Below are 24,057 nucleotides of genomic sequence, written 5' to 3'. Positions count from 1 at the left end.
AAAATGGGTGGCCGGCGGTCAGTGGCGGTGCCTAGCTTGTGCGTTCGTGACTGATGATCCCATGATGACCGGGCCTCTCCCGGTCGCCGATCCCCCGCCGGCGCGGACAGCGGTCACCCCGGAGGGCCTGTTCTCCCGGACCTACGCCGCCGTGACCGTGAGCTTCACCGCGGTGATGTTCCTGACCGGTTTCGCCGCGCTCGCCGTGCTGCCCACCCTGCCGGTGGCCGCCCGCGACCTGCACGGCGTGGGCCGCTACCCGCTGGTGGCGGGCTGCTTCGTGGCCGCGAGCCTGCTGGGCGGGGTGCTGGGCGGCAGTTGGGCGGACCGGGCCGGGGCGCGCCGTCCGCTGGCGGCGGGCACCGCGCTGGCGGTGGTCACCCTGCTGGTCTCGGCCACCAGCACCACGATCTGGCAGCTGGCCGCCGGGCGGTTCCTGGACGGGCTGGCGGCCGGGATGGTGGCGGTGTCCGTCAACACCGCGATCGGCCAGGCCTACCCCGACCGCCTGCGCCCGCGGGTGCTGTCGCTGATGAGCACCAGCTGGATCATCCCGTCGCTGGCCGGTCCGCCGGTGGCCGGGCTGGTGGCCGCCTGGTGGTCCTGGCGGGTGGTCTTCTTCGGGCTGGCCGCGCTGACCGCGCTCCCGGCGCTGGCGGTGATCGTGCTGCTGCGGCGCACCGCCACCCCGGCACCCGCGCCGGTGCGCACGTCCGCGGGCGAACGCCCGCCGCGCCCGGGGCTGTTGGTGGCACTGGCGGTGAGCGTGGGCGCGGCGCTCGGGCAGTGGGCGGTGGCCGGGTGGGACGCGGCGCACCTGCTCTGCCTGCTCCTCGCGCTCGGCCTGCTGGTGGCGTTCACGCCGCGGCTGCTGCCGCCGGGCACCTGGCGGGCGGCGCGCGGTCTGCCCGTCACAGTGCTGCTGCGCGGCCTGGGTTCGGGGTCCTACTTCACGCTGGAGGCCTTCGTGCCGCTGCTGCTGGACACCGCCCGGCGGGTGCCGACCGCGGTGACCGGCCTGGCGTTCACCGGTGCCGCCGTGGCCTGGGCGGCCTCCTCCTGGGTGCAGAGCCACCTGCTGGCCGACCGCCCGCGCCAGCAACTCGTGGCCGTCGGCGCCCTGGTGCTGGCGCTGGCCGCCGGGCTCGGGATCGCCGGGACGCTGCCCGCGCTGCCCGCGCTCACCGCGGCGGCGGCGATCGTCGTGGCGGCCCTGGGGATGGGACTGCTCGCGCCGTCCGTCACGCTGCTCTCGCTCTCGCACAGCCCGCCGGACCGGCAGGGCTATGCGAGCAGCGCCATGCAGACCGCCCAGAACCTGGGCCAGGTCGGGGTGTTGGGGATCGCCTCGGCCGTGTTCAACGCCTGCTCGGGCTCGCACGGGGCCGGACTGGCCGGCTACGGCACGGTGTTCGCGCTGCTGCTGGTGCCGAGCCTGCTGGCCGCGCTGCTGGCGGGGCGGACCCGGACCGCCTGAGGGGTCCGCGGCAGGGACCGGACCGGCCGGGCGGAAATCAGGTGCGCGGCCTCAACACGCCGACTATTCTGGCGCGTTCGCTCTTCGTGCCTTCCCGAAGGAATCGCCATGACGGAACTGTTCACCGTGTCCGAACCGTACGATCACGGCCTGCTCGATGTCGGCGACGACAACCAGATCTACTGGGAGGCCTTCGGCAACCCCGAGGGGAAGCCCGTGCTGATCGTGCACGGCGGCCCTGGCGGCGGCCGGGGCAAGGGCCGCCGGTCGAGCTTCGATCCCGAGGTCTTCCGGATCATCCGGTACGACCAGCGCGGCTGCGGCGACAGCCTGCCGCACGCCGCCGACCCGGCCACCAGCCTGGAACACAACACCACCCACCACCTCGTCGCCGACATGGAGCGCCTGCGCGAGCACCTGGGCATCGAGCGCTGGATGCTGTTCGGCGGCTCCTGGGGCCCGACGCTGATCGTGGCCTACGCCGAGAAGTACCCCGAGCGGGTGACCGAGATCATCCTCATCAGCGCCTCGCTGGCCAGCCGGGACGAGATCGACTGGCTCTACAACGGCCTGAGCCGGCTGCTCCCCGGCCCCTGGGAGGCGTTCCGCGACGCCCTGCCCGCCGCGGAGCGGGACGGCGACCTGCTGGCGGCCTACAGCCGACTGCTGAACAGCCCGGACGAGGCCGTCCGTCTGAAGGCGGCACACGACTGGTGCACCTGGGAGGACGCGGTGATCGCCCACGAGTCGCAGGGCCACCCGGGCGCCTACAGCAACCGGTCCGACGAGGCGCTGGTGGCCCTGGCCCGGCTCTGCGCCCACTACTGGTCCCACGGCGCCTGGCTGGAGGAGGGCCAACTGGTGCGCGACGCCCACCGGCTGGCCGGTATCCCGGGGGTGCTGGTGCAGGGCCGGCTCGACCTGGGCTGCCCGCTCAAGGCCCCCTGGGAGCTGGCCAAGGCCTGGCCCGGCGCGGAGTTGACGGTGATCGACGACTCGGGCCACACGGGCAGCGACACCATGACCGAGGTGGTCATGGCTGCCGTCGCCCGGTTCGCCAAGCGGTAGCTAGCGGCGGATCAAGCGGGTGAGGGTGACCCCGTTGGGGAAGGCGGTGCGTTCGGCGACCGTGAAGGCGGTGGGGTCGAACGCGCCGTCGAAGAGCGGGACGCCGGCGCCGGCCACCACCGGGTAGCTCTTGAGCAGCAGCTCGTCGATCTCGGGCTGCAGGGCGCCGGCGAGCTTGCCGCCACCGCAGAGCCAGATGTCCAGCTCGGAGGCCTCCCGCTTGAGCGCGCGGACCAGGGCCAGCGGGTCGCTCGGAACGACGGTGACGGCCGGGTCGGTGTCCGGGGCGAGGGTGCTGGAGACCACGTACTGGCGCAGGTGCGCGTACGGGCTGGTGATCCCGGCGTCCAGCGCGGGGCGGTAACTGCCCAGGCCCATGAGGACGGTGTCGAAGCGGCGGTTGGGCGCGCGGTCGAGCCCGAGCGCGGGGCGCACGGCGGTCGGCACGGTCTCGGGGTAGAGCGAGGTGGTCCAGGACTGGTAGGCGGCGGTCTGCTGCTCGTCGCCGGCCGGGAAGAAGTCGTACTCACCGCCGGGGCCGGCGATGCGGCCGTCGAGCGTGACGGCGACGTAGTACGCGAGCTTGCGCAATGAACAACTCCATCCGCAGTACTCTGCCTGAAGTGACTACATACATAGTACTACGCCTGGAGTGGTTTCAATGGTGAGACGAAACGACCAACGGCGCACCGCACTCGTCGACGCCGCGATCGAGGTGCTGGCCCGGGAGGGCGCCCGCGGTCTGACCTTCCGGGCGGTGGACGCCGAGGCCGCCGTACCCGCCGGGACCGCCTCCAACTACTTCGCCAACCGCGACGACCTGCTCACCCAGGCCGGCGCCCGCGTCTACGAGCGCCTCCAGCCGGACGACGCCACCCTCACCCGCCAGCAGTCGGCCGGCCGCGACCGGGAGACCTACGCGGTGCTGATGCGCGAACTCGTCGGCCGCGTCGCCGGATTCCGCACCGGCTACCTGGCGCTCCTCGAACTCCGCCTGGAGGCCACCCGACGGCCCGAGCTGCGCGAGGTGCTCACCGAGCGGGTCCGCGCCGACCTCGACGCCAACCTCGCCTACCACCGGGCCTCCGGCCTGCCGGGCGACGCCATGGCCGTCAAGCTGCTGCACCTGGCGCTGAACTGGCTGATCGTCGAACAGCTCACGCTGCCGGACGTGTTCACCGAGGCCGAGCGGGAGCAGCTGGTGACAGCGGCGGTCGAGCGCATCGTGACGGCGGACGGGCGCGAGGACAGGTCCTGACCCAGGCCTAACCCGACTGCCCGGCGAGGGCCTGCTCCCGGGCGTCGCGCAGGGCCCGGCGGGCCAGACCGGCGCACCGGGCGGTGGCCGCCGCACCGCCGCCGACCGCGACCGGGCGGGCGCCCAGGCCCGCGCAGGAGCGGCAGATGCCCGGGCGTGGGACGGGGTCGTGGCACCTGGCGCACTCGGCGTAGCGCGGCGCTGGCGGCGGTTCGGGGGGCGGGGCGGCCGGGGGCAGCTTGCGTTCGAGGCGGCTGCGGAGGAAGGCCACCGGGGAGTGGACGGGCGCGGGCAGCTTGCAGCACAGGGCGCGCGCCAGGTCGGTGACGGTGCTGCCGCGCTCCAGCCACGGGATCACCAGTGGAGCGAGCACGCGGGCTTCGGCCTCGCCGATGCGCAGCTGCGGCTCCGGGCGGATCGCCCGGTAGAGCGCGTCGACGGCGGCTCGGGTCTGCTCGTCGGGCTCGGCCGGCCCGGCAGGCCCGGCAGGCCCGGCAGGCCCGGCAGACCCGGGGCTCGGGAGGGTGGGTTCTTTCTCTGGGTACTTTGTCTTATGGCCGTCAGGGGGACCGGCCTTCACCTCACCGGATCCCGGAGGGGCGGCACTCGGTGGCGTCCACTGCTGCTGCGGGAGCTGCGGGGTGTCGAAGACGTGCACCTCGGAGCGGAGCGTGCCGTCGGGCATCCGGACCAGGTCGACGCGGTAGTACCCGGCCCTGGTCAACTCGCCCAGGGCCCGGCGGATCGCACCGCGCCCCTGCGGGCTGGAGTCGGCCATCTGCCGCCCGTCCTCGCGCCAGCCGTCCGGGCGGGAGAGGAGGTCCGCGAGGAGACCCCGGGCCGTGAAGCTGAGTTGGCGATCCTGGAGGACTCTGTTGGAAAGCACGGTGAAAGAGCGCGCCTGCGCGCTACGATGGATGTGCATCGGAGGGCTAACTCCTGGTGTCGGACCCCGGGGTGTTCCTGCACCGCCGGGGTCGTTCCTGTTCTTGATGAAGTTGTGGGTTTTCCGGAAACGTAGCACGGTGAAAATCGGTGTGATCACCGAATCAAGCGTTTGAATCAAAGTGACTGATAGTTCGTCAATTTGATCGTGGCGCTTCGACTTTGCCCGTGCCTCTTCCGACGACGACAGACAGCAGCGCGCGCCGCGCTCGGTGGGTTCTCACCGAGGCGGCGCGTTGCGGTGCTGTGTGGTGCTGTGCGGTGCTGTGCTGTGCTTCGTGCGGATCAGGCCCGGCGGTTGAAGAGCTTCACGGCCCAGACGTAGGCCGCCACGCTGATCCCGACGCACCAGGCGATGGCGGTGAACCCGTCGTGGCCGATCGGGGTGCCGAGCAGCAGGCCGCGGATGGTCTCGATGATCGGGGTGAAGGGCTGGTTCTGGGCGAACCAGCGCAGCCACGGCGTCATCGAACCGGTGGGCACGAACGCGCTGCCGAGGAAGGGCAGCAGCGCGAGCGGCATCACGATGTTGCTGGCGCCCTCGGGGCTCTTGCTCAGCGTGCCCAGCGCCACCGCCAGCCAGGTCACCGCCACCGTCAGCAGGCCGATCAGCCCGATCGCCGCCAGCCAGTGGGCGACGTCCGCGGTGGGCCGGAAGCCCATCGCCACCGCGAGCCCGATGACGATCGCGACCGTGACCATCGTCTGGATCACGCTGCCCACCACGTGGCCGACCAGGATCGAGGCCCTGGAGATCGCCATCGTCCGGAAGCGGGCCACGATGCCCTCGGTCAGGTCGGTGCAGACCGCCACCGCCGTGCTCATCGAGGCGGAGGTCACCGTCATCAGGATGATGCCGGGGGCCAGGTAGTCGATGTAGTCGCTGCCGTGCCCGATCCCGTCGGCGAGCGTGCCGCCCAGCACGTAGACGAAGAGCAGCAGGAAGATGACCGGCACCATCAGCGAGCCGAGCGTCAGTCCCGGGTAGCGCAGCGCGTGCTTCAGCTTGCGCCGCAGCATGGTGGAGGAGTCGCGCAGGGCCTGCGGGCGCGCGGTGGGGGACATGGGGGTGCTGACACTGGTGCTCATGGTGTTCCTGCCCATCGGATCGGTCGTGGTGGTGGTCGCGGCGGCGGTGGTGGCGCTCATCGGGCGCTCTCCAGCGCCGGGGCGGGCCGGTCGGCGGAGGCGGCCGGGCGGCCGGTGAGGGCGAGGAAGACGTCGTCCAGGTCCGGGGTGTGCACGGTCAGCCCGCCGACCTCGATCGCCTCGGCGTCCAGCCGGTCCATCAGCGAGCGCAGGGAGCGCACGCCGCCGTCGCTGGGGACCTGCAGGGTGAGCGCGTCCTGGTCGGCGGTCACCTCGCCGAGGGAGCGGGCGGCCCGCTGGTAGGCGGCGGGGTCGGTGAAGGCCAGGCTGATGTGGCCGCCCGGGACCAGCCGCTTGAGCTCGTGCGCGGTGCCCTCCGCCACCAGCCGCCCGCCGTCCAGCACCGCGATGCGGTCGGCGAGTTGGTCGGCCTCCTCCAGGTACTGCGTGGTCAGGAAGATCGTGGTGCCGCCCGCCACGAGGTCGCGGATGATCTGCCACATCGAGCGGCGGCTGCGCGGGTCCAGCCCGGTGGTCGGCTCGTCCAGGAAGATCACCTGCGGGTTGCCCACCAGCGTCATCGCCAGGTCCACCCGCCGCAGCATCCCGCCCGAGAAGGTCGCCGCCGGCTTCCTGGCCACGTCCACCAGGTCGAAGCCCTCGAGGAGTTCGGCCGCCCGGCGCCGGCCCTCCCGCTTGCCCAGGTGCCGCAGGTCCGCCATCAGCAGCAGGTTCTCCTCCGCGGTGAGGAGCTTGTCCACCGCCGAGAACTGCCCGGTGACCCCGATCGCCGCCCGCACCGCGTCGGGCTGCTGAGCCAGGTCGTACCCCGCGATCCGCACCTGCCCGGCGTCCGCCGCGATCAGCGAGGTCAGGATCTGCACGGTGGTCGTCTTGCCGGCGCCGTTCGGCCCGAGCAGGGAGAAGATCGTTCCGGCCGGGACGCGCAGGTCGATCCCGTCGAGGACGTGCTTGTCGCCGTACGCCTTGCGCAGGCCGGTGGCCTCGATCGCGAGCCGGTTCGTGTGGTGTGACTGGGTCATCGTGTCCGCCTGTTCGGTGGTCGTTCCCTGCTGACAGGACGACTCTCGACGGGGGCGCTGATAGGCGCTGGAGCGACCGCTGACAGACCGCTGATACGGATGGGGAGGGCTCTGTCAGGGGAACGACCCACCGCACACCTCGAACACGGCGACGTGACGGTGGTGACCAGCGACACCGACGACCTGCGCCTGCTGTGCGATGCGCGCATCGCGGTCGAGCAGATCTGAGCTGGGCGTCGGGCGACTCCAGGAGGAGCCGCCCGGCACGCACTCATCACCGGACGACGACTGTCCGACGCGGCATCATCGCCGTGGCCACCCTGCGCGGAGTGCCTGGGGTGGCTCACTCGGCGTGCCCGGGGTGGCTCACTCGGCGTGCAGGATCCACCTCTGGTTGAGCGTGCCTCTGGCCCGCACCAGCGTCACGGGCGCGTCGGGTCCGTTCCCCTGCAAGACCGCACCGCGACTGCCCACCGCGCCGATAGTGGTCTCCCCGCCGGGTTCGACGACCCAGAGCTGCGCGGAGCTCTCACCGTCGCCTGCCTCATGCGTCACAGCGGCGCCCACACCCGCAGCCTGGAGGCACGTGCCCGGGGAGGCGGTACTGCTGAAGGTGCAGATGCCGACGCCGTCGCCGAAGGAGTCGACCTCGGTGAGGATCCACGTCTGAGGCCTCGCCGTGGAGTCGCGGCTCCGCAGCCGCCCTCCCTCGCCGGCGGCGAGACTGGTGCCGTCGGAGTAGTTCCGGACAACTATGGTGGTCTTGGCAGACATTGGGAGTCCCCTATCGGTGCTGACCCCGGCGATCGGAACGTAGCAACCCTAGGCCTGTCCGGCGGATCCCGTCCCCTCCGGGCCGACCAGCGCCCACACGCGCTTGCCGATGCCCTCACGCGGGCCGCAGCCCCAGGAGAGGGAGAGGCGGTCGACCAGGTACAGGCCGCGACCCGACTCACCGTCAGCGGTCGGGCAGAGGCGGGGCTGGGCGCTGCTCGGGTCCTCCACCGCGATCCAGAGCCGGTCCGGGTCGACCCTCAGGCCGACCCAGATCAGCTGGTCGGAGCGGGTGCCGTGCAGGACGGCGTTCGTGGCCAGCTCGGAGAGGACCAACTCCCCGTGCTCCCGGAAGCGTTCACCTCCCTTGACGCGACCGAGGAGGTCCCGGAGCAGGCGCCGCGCCATGGCGGGGGAACGGTCACGGCGCGGGAGCCAGCAGGCGTCGGTGGCGACCAACTCGGAGATGTCGCCGGGGGTATCAGGCATGGCGAAACCCCTTGGCTCCGAACCGGTGCGCGATATTGTGGAGCACGTCGACCTGCTTTCTCGATTCCCAGGTTGGCCAATCCCCGGGGCGCTGGCAGGCGTCGCCGGGGTCAGTTTTCGGCGGTTTCCAGATTGGCCGAAAGGGAAGGCTCCAACCACCCCCGAACTGTTACCAAATCACTGCGGTGGACGCTGATTTGAAAGGGTGTTCGATGGAGCTGCACGAGGATGACGGCAAAGTGACCCCCCGCACGATGCTCGGCCGCCGTCTGCGTCGGATGCGCGACGATGCAGGGCTCTCACTGCGCGCACTCGCTGAGCAAGTGGGCTACCCCCACACGTACCTGAGCCGCGTGGAGCACTGCGAGCAGCTCCCGTCAGAGGCGCTGGTCGCGGCGCTGGATACCTACTTCAAGACGAATGGACTCTTCGCCGATCTCCTGGAGCTCGCACAGGAGAACGCAGTACCTGACTACGGCAGGGTCATTGTCGGCGGGGAGGAAAAGGCGACGCGCATCCAGGTCTTCACCAGCAGCCTGGTCCCCGGCATCCTCCAGACCGAGGACTACGCACGGGCGCTGTTCCAGGTGTCCCAGCCGGGCGCTTCAGACGAGAAGATCAACGCCGTGGTCGACATCCGCATGCGGCGCAAGCGCGTCTTCGCCAAGGAGGATCCACCATTTTTCTGGGCCATCATCGACGAGGCCGCCCTACGGCGTCCCATTGGTGGCCGCAAGTGCATGCGGGAGCAAGTGAGGCAACTGATCAAGCCACCGACGGCACCCCAAGTGACCATCCAGGTACTACCGTTCGATCAGGGAGGCCATCCGCTGCTCGGAGGAAGCCTCACGCTGCTGACGCTGGGGAACGGCACTACGATCAGCTACGTCGAGAGCTTCGCCTCTGGGGAAACAGTGGAGCTGCCCAGGAGGGTTCTGGCCCTCACCCAGAAGTTCGACTTGGCCCGCTCAAAGGCGCTGCCTGAGAAGGAGACCCTCGACCTCCTCCATGCCTACCTGAAAGAGTACGAAGATGACGACCAAGCCTGACGCCCTCGCCTGGCGCAAGAGCAGCTACAGCAACGGCGAAGGTGCCGAATGTGTCGAGGTCGCCGACGGCCTCCCCGCCTCCGTCCCGGTGCGTGACAGCAAGGACCCCGAGGGCCCCGCGCTGACCTTCCCCGCCAGGGCCTGGTCCGCCTTCGTCGCCGATGTGAAGTCAGGCCGCATCCCGCTTGTCTGACGCGCTCGCCGCTGCCACCGGCCGAACCGGGAATCCCTGGGAAAACCGGTGGCCTGCGCCGCGACCGGCCTTGTACGGTCCCCCGGGTGACCGACGACAACAAGATCACCATTCGCCCCGCGGGCCCCGCCGACGCGGCGGAGATCGCCACCGTCCACATGACCTCCCGCGCGGCCACCATGCCGTACCTCCCCCCGCAGCGGCGCACCCATGACCAGGTGACCCGGTGGGCCGAGGACGTGCTGCTCAGGGAGTGCCGCACCTGGGTGGCGGTACGCGGGGCGGAGGTCCTCGGCTACGCCGCATTGGCGGGGGACCTGCTGGAGCACCTCTACCTGCGCCCGACCGTCCGCCGCCAGGGCATCGGCTCCCTGCTCCTCGACGAGGTCCGGCGGCACAGCCCCGCCGGTGTCTCGCTGCACGTCTTCGAGCAGAACACCGACGCGCGCGCCTTCTACGAGCGCCACGGCTTCACCGTCGTCGCCAGCACCGACGGCAGCGGCACCATGGAGAAGCTGCCCGACCTGACCCTGCGCTGGACCCCGAGCGCCAACCGCTGAGCAGGGCGGCACATCAGCGCAGGTCGTCGACCAAGTGCGCGAGGAGCGCCGCACGTTCGGGCATGCCCGCGATCTCGACGTACTCGCCTTCGGCGTGCGCCTTGTCGCCGACCGCGCCCAGGCCGTCGAGTGTCGGACACCCCACCGCGGCGGTGAAGTTGCCGTCGGAGGCGCCCCCGACCACGATGCCCCGCGGGCGCTCCAGCCCGAGCCTGCCCGCCTGGACGCACGCGCGCTCGAACAGCGCCGCGCTCGACGCGGGTGGCAGCGGCGGCCGGTGCGGACCGCCGGTGACGGTCAGCGAGGTGCCGGGGACCACCGTCGTCAGGCCCTTCAGCGCGGCATCGATGCGGGCGGCCTCCTCCTGGCTGGTGACCCGCACGTCGAGTTCGGCGTAGGCGTGCGCCGGGACGGTGTTGCCCGCGGTGCCCGCCGCGCTGAGGGTCGGGGTGATGGTGGATCCCGACTCGGGCCCGGCCAGGGCGTCGACGGCCAGCAGCAGGTGCGCCAACGCGGTGAGGGCGTTGGCTCCCTTCTCCGGTTCCAGGCCCGCGTGCGCGGCGCGGCCCGCCACCTCCAGCCGGTACATGCCGGTGCCCTTGCGCCCGGTCTTCAGCGCGCCGCGCCCCGAGCCTTCGAGGATGAGCGCGGCGGCGGACCGCCGGCCCAGGTCCTCGATCAGCTGCCGGCTGCTGTAGGACCCGATCTCCTCGTCGGAGGTCAGCAGGATCTCGACCCCCGCCCGGTCGTCCAGCACCGAGACGGCGTGGAAGAGCTGAACGATGCCGGCCTTCATGTCGAAGCAGCCCGGGCCCGTGGCGGTGCCGGCCGCCTCGTCCACGGCGAACGGCCAGCGCTCCAGCGTGCCCAGCGGCCAGACCGTGTCGAAGTGCCCGATCAGGGCGACGGTGGCGCCCCCGGGAGGCGCGGGCCACCGCCAGCGCAGCTGGGTCCGGCCGTCGACCTCGACGAACTCGCCCGGCTCGCCCAGGACTTCCTTGCCCAGCTGGGAGACGGCGTGCGCCCCGGCGGCGCAGGCGGCGACGTCCTCCGACGGGGTCTCGACGGATACCAGCCTCCCGAGCTGCTCCACCATGCGATCGGTCCGCCGACGCAGCTCGGCCGGCCTGCCACCCTCGTTGGTCATCTCCATCCCGGCATCATCGCGCACCGTGCGGTGCCGCGACGACAACCGGAGCGGGCTGGTGAGAACCCACAGCCCGTCGGACCGGCCGCGTCGAACGACCGGTGCGATCCCCTCATGGCCCGGCTGCGCACCCCCTGTGTTTGATGGGTGGCACCCCAACGACCCGGCAGGACAAGGGAGGGCAGCATCGTGAGTGTGCAGCAGTACGACGAGATCGGTGAGGCGTTCGAGGGCTTCAAGGCCCTGCCGCTGGCACAGTACGGGGAGGTGCCCGGCTTCCTGGCCTTGGTCGGGGACGTGCGCGACAAGGCGGTCCTCGACCTGGCCTCCGGCACCGGCTTCTACAGTCGCGAGTTCAAGCGGCGTGGCGCCGCCGAGGTGCTCGGCATCGACATCTCCGAGGTCATGGTCGCCGCCGCCGTGGAGTTCGAGCAGCGCGATCCGCTGGGCGTGCGGTACGAGGTGGGCGACATCGCCGAACTGCCGCCGCTCGGACGGCGCTTCGACGTCGCCACGGCGGTGCAGCTGCTCAACTACGCGCCGGACGCCGCCACCATGGAGCGGATGTGCCGCCACGTGCACCAAAGCCTCGTCCCTGGTGGCAAGTTCTTCCTCCTCAACCAGACGCCCGACTACGGCTTCGACGGGCCGCCTCTGGACAAGTACGGCTTCCGCGCCGAACTGACCGGCGAGAAGGCCGAGATGGGACCGCGCGTACGGATCACGGCACTGCTCGACCCGCCGATCTCCTTCGAATCCACCTGCCCGCGCCGCGAGGTCTACGAAGCGAGCCTGCGGGCAGCCGGATTCAGTGAGCTGGCCTGGGTCCCGCTGGGCGTCTCCGACGGCGGCCTGCGCACGTACGGCGCGGACTTCTGGGCCGACTGCCTCGCCAATCCCCCGCTGGTGATGCTGCGCTGCCGCGCGTGAGGGACGCACGGTCGTCCCGGCAGTCGTGTCGTCAGTTCGGGTAGGCGATCAGCTGGCTGGTGGCGAGATCGAAGGAAAACGGCTCCGGGACGGGCACGGTGTCGCCGAACTTGCCGTTCCACTGCCGGTGGTACACCCCGCCGGAGGGCTCGGAGTAGAGCGTGATCCGGCCCTCCCGGGGGTCGATCAGCAGGTAGAGCGGAATACGCATCAGCGGGTAGTCGCGGACCTTGCCCACCAGGTCGTTCTCCGGGTTCGACGGGGAGACGATCTCGACCGCGATCGCGGCCAGCTCCGCCGGCACCTCGTTGCCGCCGCTCTCGACCACGGCGATCGGGATGTACGTGAGATCCGGGTTGCGCAGCTTGCCGACGGCCGGCGAGGCCAGGTCGGTGTTCTCGCTCGGCATCAGCTCCGCGGGGCGATGGGCGTCGAACTGCTCCCGGACGATCTGCAGGTTGCGCTGATGGATCACCGATGGCGCGACCGTGATGGTGATCTGGTTGCCGGACGCCTCGATCTTCCAGCCCGAAGGTGGCGTCAGGCTTCGCGCGTACTCCAGCAGCTTGACGTGACGTTCAGGCATCTGGGACTCGACCATGCCCTCATCCTCCCGCTCCCCCATGTCCAGCCCGCCCCCTCCCATTGTCAGAGTTGGTGACTACTATCTGGTGATCAGCCCGGACCCCGCGTGATGCGCGGGGCCCCGACGGCGACATCGACGGTAGGAGAAGGCCGTGTCGATTCCCGACCCGGAACAGCCGGTACGGAGTGTGGCGCCACCCGCGTACGTCGGCGACTGGCTGCCCGAACTGGTCTACGCGCCCGCCCGGCCGATCATCCGCGAGGGACGCCGGGAGCTCCTGTACGAGGTCCGCCGCTACCCCGACGGACGGCAGGTCCTCCCGGTCTTCAGCACGCTGGAGCTGCTGGTGGCGGCGCTCGGTCCGGCACAGCCCTGGGCGCAGGCGCCACTGCGGGCGGTGCGCGCCGTCATGGCGGCAGCGGGCGTCACCGAGGTGGAGCTGGACCCGGTGGTGGCCGAGGGGGCCTGGCGCTGGAACGAGGCGGACCTGGCCCGGTATCAGGGGGGCATGCGATGAGCGGGCAGTACACCGTGGTCCTGGACGACCTCCAGGGCGCGTCCGACACCTTCCACCGGGAGGCGCAGAGCTTCGCGGCGATCATCCCCACCGACGGCCCACTCCGCCCCGACGGCGGCAGCGAGGCCGTCAACGGGATGCTGCAGTGCGTGCTGGAGGCGATCGGCGGCCTGCACCTCGCCGTTGCGGGCACCATCGGCAACCACGGCGACAAGCTCCGGACGGCACACGACAACTACCAGAAGTGCGAAGTGTCGGTGCGGGAGCTCTACGACGACCTGAGCAATCCCAGCAAGATCACCAAGCTCAACTGAGCGGACGGGGGAGAGACATGGCCGCCAAAACGCCATCGGCGCTCAAGGCGTTCGCGAACACCTGGGTGGGAGGCGACATCCACGGCCTCTCCGCCCTCGCGGGGACGCTGTACGGCTACGCGCCGCAGATCGACGAAGCCGTCACCTTCCTGGACACCAGCGTGACCAAGGTCGCCCACGACGCCGGCTGGACCGGGAGCGCCGCCTCGGCGTTCCAACAGGCCTGGGGCACCGACTCGATGGCGGCCAAGGCGCTGGAGAGCGTGATCTCCTCGGCCGGCGACGTGATCGACACCCTGGCCGTCAACCTCGCCTCGATCGAGTCGGCCCTGGAGGACGGCGCCGACCAGGCCCGCAAGGCGGGCGTGGCCATCGGCGCCGACGGCAAGCCACCCGCCGCCGCGCCCACCGTCGGGCCGCCGACCCCGGCCGAGGCCGCGGGCACGGGCGCGGGCGCGGGCACGGCCAGCGAAGCCGTTGCGGGCGAGTACGCGACGTTGTGGGCGCAGAGCATGCAGCTCGCCGAGGACGCCCGGGTCGACGCGGCCGGCCAGCTGCAGCAGATCTACCAGCAGATCGCACCGCCCGGCAGCGGCGGCAGCTCGCTGACCACCAGCGACAAGGTCACCGTCGGCGACTACCTGCGCGGGCTGTGGGCGGTTCCGTCCGCGTACAGCAAGACGGTCAACGAGCAGGTCGAGAAGCTGAGCAAGGACGCGGCGGCGGCCAAGACCGCCTGGGTCAAAGCGAAGAACGCGCGCCCCAATCCGAACATCGCGATGCCGAAGGACGTCAAGGACGCTCTGCACAATGCGCGTGTGGAGCTGGCGAGTGCGCAGACGGACCTCGCGGCAGCGGAAAAGGTGGAGAGCAGGTTCCCGCTGTCGAGCGAGGTGGACGTCCGGGCATCAACGTTCATGACCGGGCTGACCTCAGAGGCCCGCGCCACGGCGGAATCCGACCTCCTTGAGAAGACCGTCAAGTTCGCGGGCGACATCCCGGTGCTGGACTACGTGGCCGCCGGTGCCGGCACTTACCTGGGGGCCCGGGACGACATACAGAAGGGCATGCCCTGGTACGAGGCCGTACCGGAGAACGCCTTGGCCAACCTCGGCAGCCTCGCGGTCGGCTCTGCGGCCGGCGCGTTCGTCGGCGGCGCGATCGCGGCTGCCGGCTTCGCCGGTGCTACCGTCACCGGCGTGGCGGTCGGTGCAGTGTTCGGTGGCGCGGTCTGCGTCGGCGTCGGCGACCTGACCTCCAACCTCTTCCACGAACACTGGGACGAGGACATCCACAAGGACGGCGTCCTGGGCGGTATCGGCGACGGCATCGGCCACAGTGCGGCCAAGACCGTCTCCGACCTCGGCAGCCTGGCCGGGAATGTGGACCACCTGGGCAAGAAGCTCTGGCACGGTATTTTCTGACGCCCCCACGCAAGGATCAGCACATGCGCAAGCGCGACAAGGCCGTCCCACCGTCCTGGGAACGCGTACACCTGCCGCATCTCCCCGACGGCGTGACGCTGCTCTCGATCCCCGGGGTCGGCCTCGGTTGGTACCTGCGCCGCTGGCGCTACTGGGCAGCCCGTGTGATCATCCTTGCCTTGGCGGCGGGAGCGATGGCCGTGTCACTCCTGATGTACAAGTTGATCCTCGTGGACGACCCCCACACGACCCGCTTCGGCGCGGAGTGGTGGGGGGTCGTGGCCTTCGGGGTCCTCGCCACCATCGAAGGCTTCCGGATGGCCTTCTTCAGCCGCGAACTCCCCTTCCCCGGCCTCCGGAAGCCCCCGAGCAGGGCCATCCGCAACCTGCTCGCTCTTCCCCTTCTCGTCTACATCCTCAGCATCGTCTTCCTCGCCCCCGGCGTCTTTCTTTCCGCGACCATCGATGCCCTGCGCCTCGTCCCCCACCACGAACGCACCGCCCGCGACGACCTGATCGCCCAGCTCCGCGCCCTCCCCGGCTACACCGAGCGCTGACCCGGCCCTCACTTCCCACCCGCCCCCGGGGCCAGCACCGCGCCCAGCAGGCGGTCCGACACCGCTGAGGGGCCGCCGTTGTTGACCGCCGTGCTGGAGACCGAGAACACCGCGCGCAGCGAGAGGTCACGCGTCGCGAACATCCCGTTGACGTAGCCGTAGTCGTGGCCCGTCTTGCCCCACAGCGTCTGGCCGTTCGGCAGCGGGATGGACATCAGGCCCGCGCCGAAGCAGGCCGGGCCGGGCTTGCCGGCGACGGCGCAGTTGAAGGTGTCGGTGTACGGGACGGGCTTGCCGTCGGGGCCCTTGGGCAGCGTGAACATCTCGTTCAGCTGGGCGGGCGGCAGCAGTTGGCCCTTGAAGAGTGCGCTGATGAAGTGGTCCAGGTCGGCCGGGGTGGAGATCATGTTGGACGGGTCGCCGCCCTGCTCGCTGACGTCGACGGGCTGGCCGGCGCTGTTGGTGAGGTAGCCGTGCAGGTAGGGCCTGGGCATGGTCGGGTCGTCCTCGGGCACCGAGGTCTGGTCCAGGTGCAGCGGGTCGAGGATGCGGCTGGTGACCTCGTCCCGGTACGAGTTGCCGGTGATGTGCTCGATCAGCGCGCCGCCGATCCGGAAGCCGAGCGAGTTGTACTCCTGCTCGGTGCCGGGCGCGAAGTGCGCGGTCGGCCAGGGGCGGTCGGTGGGCCGCAGGGTGCCCTCGATCTCGTCGTCGAAGGTGCGGTACTGGAGGTGGTCGGCGATCTGCTGGTCCGCGGTCAGCGCCGGTGCGCCCTCGAAGACGTCCGGCAGGCCGCTGGTCATGTTGAGCAGTTCCCGGACGGTGATCGGGGCGTAGCGGTCCGGGAGCAGGCCGGGCAGGTACGACTGCACGCTCTGGTCCAGGTCGATCCGGCCCTCCTGCGCCAGCTGCAGGATCACCACGGTCTCGAAGGTCTTCGAGATGCTGCCGATGTGGAAGTGCGCGTTGTCCGCGACGCTGCGGCCGGTCACGGTGTCGCCGGAGGCGCCGCGCCACAGCTGGCCCGGCTCGGCGACCCGGGCGATGGCGCCCGCCGCCTGGTCGCCGGGGCGGATGTCGATGGCCGCCTGGAGCGCGGCCGGGTCCAGCGCGGGGAAGCCGGGCGTGGAGACCGGCGCGCCGCCCGAGGAGGCGGGTGCGTCCGCAAAGGCCGTCGCCCCGCCCGCCGCGGTGGTGGCGACCAGCGCGGAACAGGCCAGGCTCAGGGTGGCGATGCGACGGACGAGGGTGTTCATCAAGGACTCCGACTGAGGATGCGTCAACTGGTGTTCGGTACGGGTACATCCTGTCGGCGCGGCGCCCCTGCCGGGTATCGGGTACAACCCTGGAACGCCCCTGAGGAGGACCCCCGAGGGACGCCCCGGTGCCCGCGACGATGTCCGAAACGCGCACAGGGGAGCCTGACTCTCCGTACACCATCGATAGCATGCAGTGGCCACGTGGTGACTGCCCGTGGCGCCCCCGATGAACGGAGTCCCCATGCGTCATCGCCGCTTCCGTCTGGCCGTCATCGCCGTGGCCGCCGTGGGCCTGTCGGCCAACGCCGCGTCCGCCACCACCCGCGCCGACGCCGGTCCCTCGGCACAGGTGTGCAAGGAGGGCTACTTCTGCCTCTGGGAGGGGGAGTACCAGACCGGCCGGCTGCTCTTCGCCGAGGACGCGCATGTGACGGACGAGGGCTTCCAGTTCCCCGACCGGGACGACATCGAACCGCCCATCCACCCGCTCTCCGCCCGCAACCCGGTGCCCGACGACTTCGGCTGCGTCATCCGCCTCAACAACCAGCCGAAGTTCGCGGGCGAGGAGCAGGAGCTCGCCGGTTCCGGCGACCACGAGCTCGACGGCCACCGGGTGGCCTCGATCACCACCGACTGCGGCTGACCACTACCCGCCACGCCTGGTGCGGCGGGCCGGCCCCGGCCCGCCGCACCACCGACGGCCCGCCGCTCAGCTCGCCGCCAGCACCGTCAGCAGCGCCCCGAGCAGCATGCACGGCCCGAACGGCAGCGGGTCCTTGGGTCTGGCCCGGCGGGTCAGCAGCAGGGCCAGCCCCCAGCAGGCGGCGAGCAGGAAGCCCGCGAAGGCGCCGTCCAGCACCCAGCGCCAGCCGTACCAGGCGAGCAACGCGCCCAGGGTCGGGGCGAGTTTGGCGTCGCCCAGGCCCATCGGGCCGAGTGCGGCCAGCGACCAGTAGACCAGGCCGAGCACGAGGGCGGCCAGCAGGCAGCGGAGCAGGACGTCGCCGTGCCGGAAGCCGGTGCCGAGGAGCAGGACGGCGGTGCCGGCGGCCAGCGGCAGGGTCAGCGCGTCCGGCAGGCGGTGCACCGCGGCGTCGACGAAGGCGAGCACCACGCCGAACAGGCCGACCCAGGCCAGCAGCAGCCCGATCGGCCAGCTCGCCGCCGTGCCGACGGCCAGGCCCACCCCCACCGCGACGACCTCCACGGCCAGCGGCGGCGGGCCGGAGAGCTCGGCGCACCCCGGGCAGCGGCCGGTCGGCGGCAGCCACCGGCGGGCCCGCGCGCAGCGGCAGGTGCGCGGCGGCTCGCCGGCGGGCACCGCGTGGCGGGTGGCGGCGGCGCGCAGGACCGGCGCGGCGGCGGCGCCGGCCAGCGTGCCGAGGATCAGACCGATCATGCCGGTGCTCCTCCCCTGCGCACGCCACCGCCAATCACGACGGCCCGGACTGCGCCCGCGCACACCGCTGTTGGTCTTCCCAGCGGGGCGCGCGCCCACCACAGTAGTGATCTGACCGATCGTCACCGAGGACGCACGGGGGACCACACGCATGGGGCTGCAGCCACTCGGGCCGCAGGATCCGCAGGCCATCGGGCCGTACCGGCTGCTGGCCCGGCTCGGTTCCGGCGGCATGGGCCGGGTCTACCTGGGGCGGCCGAGCGAGGGCGAGGGGCCGGGTCCGGTCCGGGCCGTCGCGGTCAAGGTGGTGGACGCCGACTACGCGCGGGGGCGCGACTACCGGCCCCGGTTCCGGGCCGAGGTGACGGCCGCCGGCGCGGTCAGCAGCCCGTACGTGGCGGCGCTGCTCGCGGCCGACCCGGAGGCCGAACCACCCTGGCTGGCCACCGAGTTCGTCCGCGGCGTGGCACTGCGCGAGCTGGTGGAGCAGGTCGGGGCGCTGCCGGAGCGGACGGTGCGCCGGCTGGGCGCCGGGCTGGCCGAGGCGCTCACCGCGATCCACGCGGCGGGGCTGGCGCACCGCGATCTGACGCCCGCCAACGTGCTGGTGACCGCCACCGGGCCGCGGGTGATCGACTTCGGCATCGCCCGCGCCGCCGGGGCGCCCGCCCTGACCCGCACCGGCGCGGTGATCGGCACGCCCGGCTACCTGGCCCCCGAGGCGGCGGCGGGCTTCCGGGCCGGGCCGGCCGGGGACCTGTACGCGCTGGGCGCGGTGCTCTACTACGCCGCCACCGGCCACCGCCCGCATCCCGGCCCGCCGCACCGGAGCAGACCGGGCACCCTCGCCGGGCGGTTCGACCGGCTCACCGGCCACGGCCCGGACCTGCGCGCGGTGCCGGCCGGCCTGCGGCCGCTGCTGCGCGACCTGCTCTCCCGCGATCCGATCGACCGGCCGATCGCCCGGGCGGTACGCCGACGGCTGCTGCCGGACGAGGCCGGGGCGACGCTCGAATACCTGCCGACCTGGCTGCCGGCGGCGACCCGGGCAGTCGTGGCGGACCAGCTCCAGGCGGCGGACGGCTACCTGCACCCCGGCGGGCGGGCCGGATCCGGGCTCGGCCGGGCGCTGGCCCAGCTCGGCGGGGTGCTCACCGGTGCGGGACGGAACACCAGCGGGGAACGGGACCCCGGCGCGGGCACCGCCGGCCCCTCCCCCGCCGGTGAGCACCCCGCATCCGCCGCGGCCGAAGCCCCCGACCCCGCCCCCGGAGCGCCGCCCGCCGCCGCGCCGGTGAGCACCCCGCCGCGCCCGCCCGCCACGCTCTCCCGCCGCACCGCGCTGCTCGCCGGCGCCGCCGCCACCACGGCCGCGGGCGCGCTGAGTTGGGCGGCGCTGGGCCGCCCGGGCCGTACCCCGCTCGCCGCACCGCCCGTCGGGCAACTGCAGCGGCTCTGGGTGCACAGCAGCGACATCACGGACAACCTGCAGCCGCAGTTCGCCCCCTCGCCCGCGAACGACATGCTGGTCTACACCTCCGACGGCCAGCTGATCGCCGTGGGCGGCACCAGCGGGGTGGTCGCCTGGTCGTTCACGGCGCCCGACGCCCCGCTCAGCGATCCCGTGGTGAGCGGTCCGCTGACCCTGGCGCTGGCCGGCAGCACCATCTACTGCTTCAACACCGCCGACGGCTCCCAGAACTGGAACACCGCCAACGCCACCCGGAACCCCGACGGCACCCCCACCTGGCCCCCGGGCCAGCTGGCCACCCAGGTCGGCACCGTCCTGCCGCAGACGCTGGTGCTGGCCAACGACTACGCGCTGTACGGCGGCGGCCCGGTGCTGTCGGACAGCGGCCCGCCCACCCGGTACTCCTGGTTCGCGCTCTCGCTCGGCAACCACGCGGTCAAGTGGGCCTTCTCCGAAAAGATCATCCGGAGCGGCACGATCTTCGCCAGTGACTCCGCCTGCCTCGGTCACTCGCAGACCGGTGCACTGGTCTTCGCCGCGGCGAGCTCCGGCTACGTGACGCTGGTCGACCCGCTGCAGGGCGGCGCGCTGTGGCAGTTCCCGGCGACCAGCGCATCCGACCCGGAGACCAGTACGACCAAGCGCACCAGCTGGATGGTCCCCGAGATCGACCAGCTCTACCTGCCGATCGGGCAGGACGAGGCGACCCTGCAAGCGCTGGCCAACGCGGACGGCAGCGAGCTGTGGCAGGCCGCACTGCCGCGGGGGGCCGGCGGGCCGTGGGCGGCGCCCGCCCCCTACCGCGGCCTGGTGCTCGCCACCTGCGGGCCGCCGCTGGTGTACGCGTTCGACGCGTCGAGCGGCGCCCAGCGCTGGTCCTGCGCACTGCCCGGGCCGCCCGCCGCGGAGCCCGCTCTGGTGGTGAACGACAGCCTCTTCGTGCCGGGCGCGTCGAATCAGCTCTACCGGGTGGATCTGCGCCGACGGCGCGTGGACGGGGTGTTCGCGCCGGATTCGCGGTTCGCGACCGGCTGGCGGCTCGACGCCGACGCGCAGAACGCGCTGCTCTACGCGGCCCTGGGACGCTCGTTCTACGCACTGCCGGTGCCGTGACGCGCGGGCCGGGCACTGGGTGACCGCCGACCGCGTGGTCAAGAACACGCGCGGGCGCACACCCGGGCGCCGTACAGTGACGGGATGCAGGTCATCCAGTCCAGCAAGCTCGCCCATGTCTGCTACGACATCCGGGGTCCGGTGCTCGACGAGGCGATGCGACTGGAGGACCAGGGGCATCGCATCCTCAAGCTGAACACCGGCAACCCCGCCGCGTTCGGCTTCGAGGCGCCGCCGGAGATCCTCCAGGACATCCTGCGCAACCTCTCCACCGCGCACGGCTACGGCGACTCCAAGGGCCTGCTCTCCGCGCGCCGCGCCGTGGTGATGAGCTACGAGGAGCGCGGGCTGCACGGGCTGAGCGTGGAGGACGTCTTCCTCGGCAACGGCGTCTCCGAGCTGATCCAGCTCGCCATGAACGCGCTGCTGAACGACGGCGACGAGGTGCTCGTCCCCGCGCCGGACTACCCGCTGTGGACGGCCTCGGTCAGCCTGGCCGGCGGCACCGCCGTGCACTACCGCTGCGACGAACAGGCCGAGTGGTACCCGGACCTGGCGGACATCGAGTCCAAGGTCACCGACCGGACCCGGGCGATCGTGGTGATCAACCCCAACAACCCCACCGGTGCGGTCTACCCGCGCGAGGTGCTCGAGGGGATCGTGGAGATCGCCCGCCGGCACCAGCTGGTGATCTACGCGGACGAGATCTACGACAAGATCCTCTACGACGGCGTGGAGCACGTGCCGCTGGCCACGCTGGCGCCCGACCTGTTCTGCGTCACCTTCAACGGCATGTCCAAGGCCTACCGGGTGGCCGGCTTCCGCTCCGGCTGGATGGTGCTCTCCGGCGACCGGGGCCGCGCCCAGAGCTACATCGAGGGCCTGCACGTGCTGGCCAGCATGCGGCTCTGCGCCAACATGCCCGCGCAGCACGCGGTGGCGGCCGCGCTCGGCGGCCGGCAGTCGGTCAAGGACCTGCTGCTGCCCGGCGGCCGGCTGCTGGAGTCGCGCGACGCCGCGTACCGGCTGCTCAACGAGATCCCCGGCGTCAGCTGCGTGAAGCCGAAGGGCGCGCTGTACGCGTTCCCGCGGCTCGACCCCTCGGTCTACAAGATCAAGGACGACGCGCAGATGGTGCTCGATCTGCTGCGCGCCCAGCGGATCCTGATCGTCCAGGGCAGCGGCTTCAACTGGCCGGAGCCGGACCACTTCCGGCTGGTCACGCTGCCGCGCCCGGAGGAGATCGAGGACGCGGTGACCCGGATCGGCGACTTCCTGGCGGGGTACGTCCAGCCGTAGGCACGGATGTCGGAACGGCCGCGGTCCCCGGCCCGACGACCCCCGGACGGGGAGGTCGCCGGCCCGGGGACCGCGGCCGTACGGCGCTGACGTCAGAGGTCCGGCCGCCGCGCCACTCCGCAGCGGCGGCCGGACCTGGTCGCAGGAGCCCTCGCGGGCTCAGCCCAGGCGCTTGAGCAGGGCCTGGTACTCGTCCCACAGCTCGGTGGGCGTGTGGTCGCCGAACAGCTCCAGGTGGGCCGGGATCAGCGCGGCCTCCTGGCGCCAGATCTCGTTGTCGACCGAGAGCAGCAGCTCCAGGTCCTCCGCCGAGAGGTCCAGGCCGTCCAGGTCGAGCGCGTCCTTGGCCGGCAGCACGCCGATCGGCGTCTCCACGCCCTCGCCGGTGCCCTGCAGGCGCTCGACGATCCACTTCAGCACGCGGCTGTTCTCGCCGTAGCCCGGCCAGACGAACGTGCCCTCGGCGTTCTTGCGGAACCAGTTGACGTAGTAGATCTTCGGCAGCTTGGCCGCGTCGGCGGCCGCGCCGAGCTTGAGCCAGTGGGCGAAGTAGTCGCCCATGTTGTAGCCGCAGAAGGGCAGCATCGCGAACGGGTCGCGGCGCAGCTCGCCCACGGTGCCCTCGGCGGCGGCGGTCTTCTCCGAGGCGATGTTGGAGCCCAGGAAGACGCCGTGCTGCCAGTCGAAGGACTCGGTGACCAGCGGGACGGCGGTGGCGCGGCGGCCGCCGAACAGGATGGCCGAGATCGGCACACCCGCCGGGTCCTCCCACTCGGGGGCGATGGTCGGGCACTGCGCGGCCGGCACGGCGAAGCGCGCGTTCGGGTGGGCGGCCGGGGTCTGGCTGGCCGGCGTCCAGTCGTTGCCGCGCCAGTCGGTCAGGTGGGCCGGCGGCTCCTCCGTCAGGCCCTCCCACCAGACGTCGCCGTCGTCGGTCAGCGCGACGTTGGTGAAGACGGTGTTGCCGTACAGCGTGTCGATCGCGTTGGCGTTGGTGTCCACGCCGGTACCCGGGGCGACGCCGAAGAAGCCGGCCTCCGGGTTGATCGCGTAGAGCCGCCCGTCGGCGCCGAAGCGCATCCAGGCGATGTCGTCGCCGATCGTCTCGACCTTCCAGCCCGGGATGGTGGGCTGGAGCATGGCGAGGTTGGTCTTGCCGCAGGCGCTCGGGAAGGCGGCGGTGACGTACTTGACCTCACCGTTCGGCGCGGTGAGCTTGAGGACGAGCATGTGCTCGGCCAGCCAGCCCTCGTCGCGCGCCATGGTGGAGGCGATGCGCAGCGCGTAGCACTTCTTGCCCAGCAGGGCGTTGCCGCCGTAGCCGGAGCCGAAGGACCAGATCTCGCGGGTCTCCGGGAAGTGCGAGATGTACTTGGTGGTGTTGCACGGCCACGGCACGTCCGCCTGGCCCTCGGTGAGCGGGGCGCCCACGGTGTGCACGGCCTTGACGAACTCGCCGTCCTCGCCGAGCTGGTCGAGCACGGCCTGGCCCATGCGGGTCATCACGCGCATCGACACGGCGACGTAGGCGGAGTCGGTGATCTCGACGCCGTAGGCGGCCAGCGGCGAGCCGACCGGGCCCATCGAGAACGGCACGACGTACATCGTGCGGCCCTTCATCGCGCCCCGGAACAGCCCGTCCCGGCCGCTGAAGATCTCCCGCATCTCGGCGGGCGCCTTCCAGTGGTTGGTGGGGCCCGCGTCCTTCTCCTGCTCGGAGCAGATGAAGGTGCGGTCCTCGACGCGCGCGACGTCGCTCGGGTCGGAGGCGGCGTAGTAGGAGTTGGGCCGCTTCTGCTCGTTGAGCTTCTTGAAGGTGCCCTGGGCGACGAGCAGGTCGGCGAGGCGCTGGTACTCCTCCTCCGAGCCGTCGCACCACTCGACGCGGTCCGGCTGGGTGAGCTCCGCGATCTCGCTGACCCAGGTCAGCAGCCGCTGGTGGCGAGTGGGTGCCGCCGCGCTGACGGCAGAGTTCTCGTACGACACGATCGCTCCGTTTCACGCCTGCTCGGCCATCGAGCAGGCGTCCGGGGGGTTGAGGGTGCTTGCAGCGTAGCCCCGGCTCGAAAAGCCCAACACAGCGCGATGGCGTTTTT

General features: G+C 71.8%; 26 protein-coding genes. 15 read left to right on the top strand and 11 right to left on the bottom strand.

Annotation, left to right across the window (positions count from 1 at the left end; translation table 11 throughout):
* The first annotated feature begins 64 nt into the window (after positions 1 to 64).
* Together OG500_RS23140 and pip are read left to right on the top strand one after the other, a co-directional pair.
* On the top strand, positions 65 to 1,477 hold the full coding sequence (locus OG500_RS23140) for an MFS transporter (RefSeq protein ID WP_329583099.1): 1,413 nt from the start codon (positions 65 to 67) through the stop codon (positions 1,475 to 1,477).
* 108 nt (positions 1,478 to 1,585) lie between these two features.
* On the top strand, positions 1,586 to 2,545 hold the full coding sequence (gene pip, locus OG500_RS23135; RefSeq protein WP_329583097.1) for a prolyl aminopeptidase: 960 nt from the start codon (positions 1,586 to 1,588) through the stop codon (positions 2,543 to 2,545).
* On the opposite strand, the gene OG500_RS23130 is transcribed toward pip, so the two are convergent.
* A complete protein-coding gene (locus OG500_RS23130) occupies positions 2,546 to 3,136 on the bottom strand; it encodes a dihydrofolate reductase family protein (protein ID WP_329583094.1) in 591 nt (196 codons plus the stop codon).
* Positions 3,137 to 3,206: 70 nt separating this feature from the next.
* Between OG500_RS23130 and OG500_RS23125 the strand changes: the two genes are divergently transcribed.
* Complete coding sequence (locus tag OG500_RS23125) at positions 3,207 to 3,803, top strand: TetR/AcrR family transcriptional regulator (RefSeq protein WP_327068655.1); 597 nt, start codon at positions 3,207 to 3,209, stop codon at positions 3,801 to 3,803.
* 7 nt (positions 3,804 to 3,810) lie between these two features.
* Here the strand turns inward: OG500_RS23125 and OG500_RS23120 are convergent, their stop codons facing one another.
* The 3 genes from OG500_RS23120 to OG500_RS23110 form a co-directional block, all read right to left on the bottom strand.
* Positions 3,811 to 4,728 carry a hypothetical protein gene (locus OG500_RS23120; RefSeq protein WP_329583090.1) on the bottom strand — a complete coding sequence of 306 codons (918 nt, stop codon included), beginning with the start codon at positions 4,726 to 4,728 and terminating at the stop codon, positions 3,811 to 3,813.
* A gap of 305 nt (positions 4,729 to 5,033) precedes the next feature.
* Positions 5,034 to 5,897, bottom strand: a complete 864-nt coding sequence (locus OG500_RS23115) for an ABC transporter permease (protein ID WP_329583087.1) — start codon at positions 5,895 to 5,897, stop codon at positions 5,034 to 5,036.
* Positions 5,894 to 6,880, bottom strand: a complete 987-nt coding sequence (locus OG500_RS23110) for an ATP-binding cassette domain-containing protein (protein WP_329583081.1) — start codon at positions 6,878 to 6,880, stop codon at positions 5,894 to 5,896. Before OG500_RS23110 ends, OG500_RS23115 begins: the two co-directional genes overlap by 4 nt.
* Positions 6,881 to 6,979: 99 nt before the next feature.
* Here OG500_RS23110 and OG500_RS23105 point away from each other — a divergent pair, with 99 nt between their 5' ends.
* Entirely contained in the window at positions 6,980 to 7,108 is a 129-nt protein-coding gene (locus OG500_RS23105; RefSeq protein WP_327068651.1) for a hypothetical protein, read from the top strand.
* Between the two features lie 138 nt (positions 7,109 to 7,246).
* Here OG500_RS23105 and OG500_RS23100 read toward each other — a convergent pair whose 3' ends face one another.
* Complete coding sequence (locus OG500_RS23100) at positions 7,247 to 7,654, bottom strand: RICIN domain-containing protein (protein ID WP_329583076.1); 408 nt, start codon at positions 7,652 to 7,654, stop codon at positions 7,247 to 7,249.
* Positions 7,655 to 7,702: 48 nt separating this feature from the next.
* The gene (locus tag OG500_RS23095) at positions 7,703 to 8,143 is read right to left on the bottom strand and encodes an ATP-binding protein (RefSeq protein WP_329583073.1); all 441 of its coding nucleotides are present in this window, start codon (positions 8,141 to 8,143) and stop codon (positions 7,703 to 7,705) included.
* A gap of 212 nt (positions 8,144 to 8,355) precedes the next feature.
* Here OG500_RS23095 and OG500_RS23090 point away from each other — a divergent pair, with 212 nt between their 5' ends.
* The 3 genes from OG500_RS23090 (at position 8,356) to OG500_RS23080 (ending at position 9,945) form a co-directional block, all read left to right on the top strand.
* Positions 8,356 to 9,192 carry a helix-turn-helix domain-containing protein gene (locus tag OG500_RS23090; RefSeq protein ID WP_329583070.1) on the top strand — a complete coding sequence of 279 codons (837 nt, stop codon included), beginning with the start codon at positions 8,356 to 8,358 and terminating at the stop codon, positions 9,190 to 9,192.
* Positions 9,176 to 9,385, top strand: coding sequence for a DUF397 domain-containing protein (locus OG500_RS23085; RefSeq protein ID WP_329583067.1), 210 nt, complete (start codon positions 9,176 to 9,178; stop codon positions 9,383 to 9,385). Before OG500_RS23090 ends, OG500_RS23085 begins: the two co-directional genes overlap by 17 nt.
* Before the next feature lie 86 nt (positions 9,386 to 9,471).
* Positions 9,472 to 9,945 (top strand): GNAT family N-acetyltransferase, encoded by a 474-nt coding sequence (locus tag OG500_RS23080; protein WP_329583064.1) that lies wholly within the window; start codon positions 9,472 to 9,474, stop codon positions 9,943 to 9,945.
* 13 nt (positions 9,946 to 9,958) lie between these two features.
* Here OG500_RS23080 and OG500_RS23075 read toward each other — a convergent pair whose 3' ends face one another.
* Positions 9,959 to 11,098 carry a M20/M25/M40 family metallo-hydrolase gene (locus OG500_RS23075; protein WP_329583061.1) on the bottom strand — a complete coding sequence of 380 codons (1,140 nt, stop codon included), beginning with the start codon at positions 11,096 to 11,098 and terminating at the stop codon, positions 9,959 to 9,961.
* 183 nt (positions 11,099 to 11,281) lie between these two features.
* Here OG500_RS23075 and OG500_RS23070 point away from each other — a divergent pair, with 183 nt between their 5' ends.
* Positions 11,282 to 12,022, top strand: a complete 741-nt coding sequence (locus OG500_RS23070) for a class I SAM-dependent methyltransferase (RefSeq protein WP_329583058.1) — start codon at positions 11,282 to 11,284, stop codon at positions 12,020 to 12,022.
* Positions 12,023 to 12,053: 31 nt separating this feature from the next.
* On the opposite strand, the gene OG500_RS23065 is transcribed toward OG500_RS23070, so the two are convergent.
* A complete protein-coding gene (locus tag OG500_RS23065; RefSeq protein ID WP_329583055.1) occupies positions 12,054 to 12,608 on the bottom strand; it encodes a Uma2 family endonuclease in 555 nt (184 codons plus the stop codon).
* Positions 12,609 to 12,759: 151 nt separating this feature from the next.
* Here OG500_RS23065 and OG500_RS23060 point away from each other — a divergent pair, with 151 nt between their 5' ends.
* The 4 genes from OG500_RS23060 to OG500_RS23045 are packed head-to-tail and all read left to right on the top strand — an operon-like array spanning position 12,760 to position 15,420.
* Positions 12,760 to 13,125, top strand: a complete 366-nt coding sequence (locus OG500_RS23060) for an SAV_915 family protein (protein WP_327068642.1) — start codon at positions 12,760 to 12,762, stop codon at positions 13,123 to 13,125.
* A complete protein-coding gene (locus tag OG500_RS23055; protein WP_329583050.1) occupies positions 13,122 to 13,439 on the top strand; it encodes a DUF6317 family protein in 318 nt (105 codons plus the stop codon). The genes OG500_RS23060 and OG500_RS23055 overlap by 4 nt, the downstream gene beginning before the upstream one ends.
* A 17-nt stretch (positions 13,440 to 13,456) precedes the next feature.
* On the top strand, positions 13,457 to 14,863 hold the full coding sequence (locus tag OG500_RS23050; RefSeq protein ID WP_329583047.1) for a WXG100 family type VII secretion target: 1,407 nt from the start codon (positions 13,457 to 13,459) through the stop codon (positions 14,861 to 14,863).
* 23 nt (positions 14,864 to 14,886) lie between these two features.
* Positions 14,887 to 15,420, top strand: coding sequence for a hypothetical protein (locus OG500_RS23045; protein ID WP_329583044.1), 534 nt, complete (start codon positions 14,887 to 14,889; stop codon positions 15,418 to 15,420).
* An 8-nt stretch (positions 15,421 to 15,428) separates the two neighbouring features.
* On the opposite strand, the gene OG500_RS23040 is transcribed toward OG500_RS23045, so the two are convergent.
* A complete protein-coding gene (locus OG500_RS23040; protein ID WP_329583041.1) occupies positions 15,429 to 16,676 on the bottom strand; it encodes a serine hydrolase domain-containing protein in 1,248 nt (415 codons plus the stop codon).
* Between the two features lie 244 nt (positions 16,677 to 16,920).
* On the opposite strand from OG500_RS23040, the gene OG500_RS23035 reads away from it, so the two are divergent.
* Positions 16,921 to 17,322, top strand: a complete 402-nt coding sequence (locus OG500_RS23035) for a hypothetical protein (RefSeq protein WP_327068637.1) — start codon at positions 16,921 to 16,923, stop codon at positions 17,320 to 17,322.
* A gap of 66 nt (positions 17,323 to 17,388) precedes the next feature.
* On the opposite strand, the gene OG500_RS23030 is transcribed toward OG500_RS23035, so the two are convergent.
* On the bottom strand, positions 17,389 to 18,078 hold the full coding sequence (locus tag OG500_RS23030) for an A24 family peptidase (RefSeq protein ID WP_327068636.1): 690 nt from the start codon (positions 18,076 to 18,078) through the stop codon (positions 17,389 to 17,391).
* A 151-nt stretch (positions 18,079 to 18,229) separates the two neighbouring features.
* On the opposite strand from OG500_RS23030, the gene OG500_RS23025 reads away from it, so the two are divergent.
* Positions 18,230 to 20,662 (top strand): serine/threonine-protein kinase, encoded by a 2,433-nt coding sequence (locus tag OG500_RS23025; protein WP_329583037.1) that lies wholly within the window; start codon positions 18,230 to 18,232, stop codon positions 20,660 to 20,662.
* 84 nt (positions 20,663 to 20,746) lie between these two features.
* The gene (locus tag OG500_RS23020) at positions 20,747 to 21,961 is read left to right on the top strand and encodes a pyridoxal phosphate-dependent aminotransferase (protein WP_327068634.1); all 1,215 of its coding nucleotides are present in this window, start codon (positions 20,747 to 20,749) and stop codon (positions 21,959 to 21,961) included.
* 159 nt (positions 21,962 to 22,120) lie between these two features.
* Here the strand turns inward: OG500_RS23020 and OG500_RS23015 are convergent, their stop codons facing one another.
* Entirely contained in the window at positions 22,121 to 23,947 is a 1,827-nt protein-coding gene (locus tag OG500_RS23015; RefSeq protein ID WP_327068633.1) for a phosphoenolpyruvate carboxykinase (GTP), read from the bottom strand.
* Positions 23,948 to 24,057: the final 110 nt, after the last annotated feature.

Source organism: Kitasatospora sp. NBC_01250 (assembly GCF_036226465.1).
Taxonomy (GTDB): domain Bacteria; phylum Actinomycetota; class Actinomycetes; order Streptomycetales; family Streptomycetaceae; genus Kitasatospora.
Note: the sequence above shows the minus strand (reverse complement) of the source record. Positions and strands in the feature narration are given on the sequence as shown.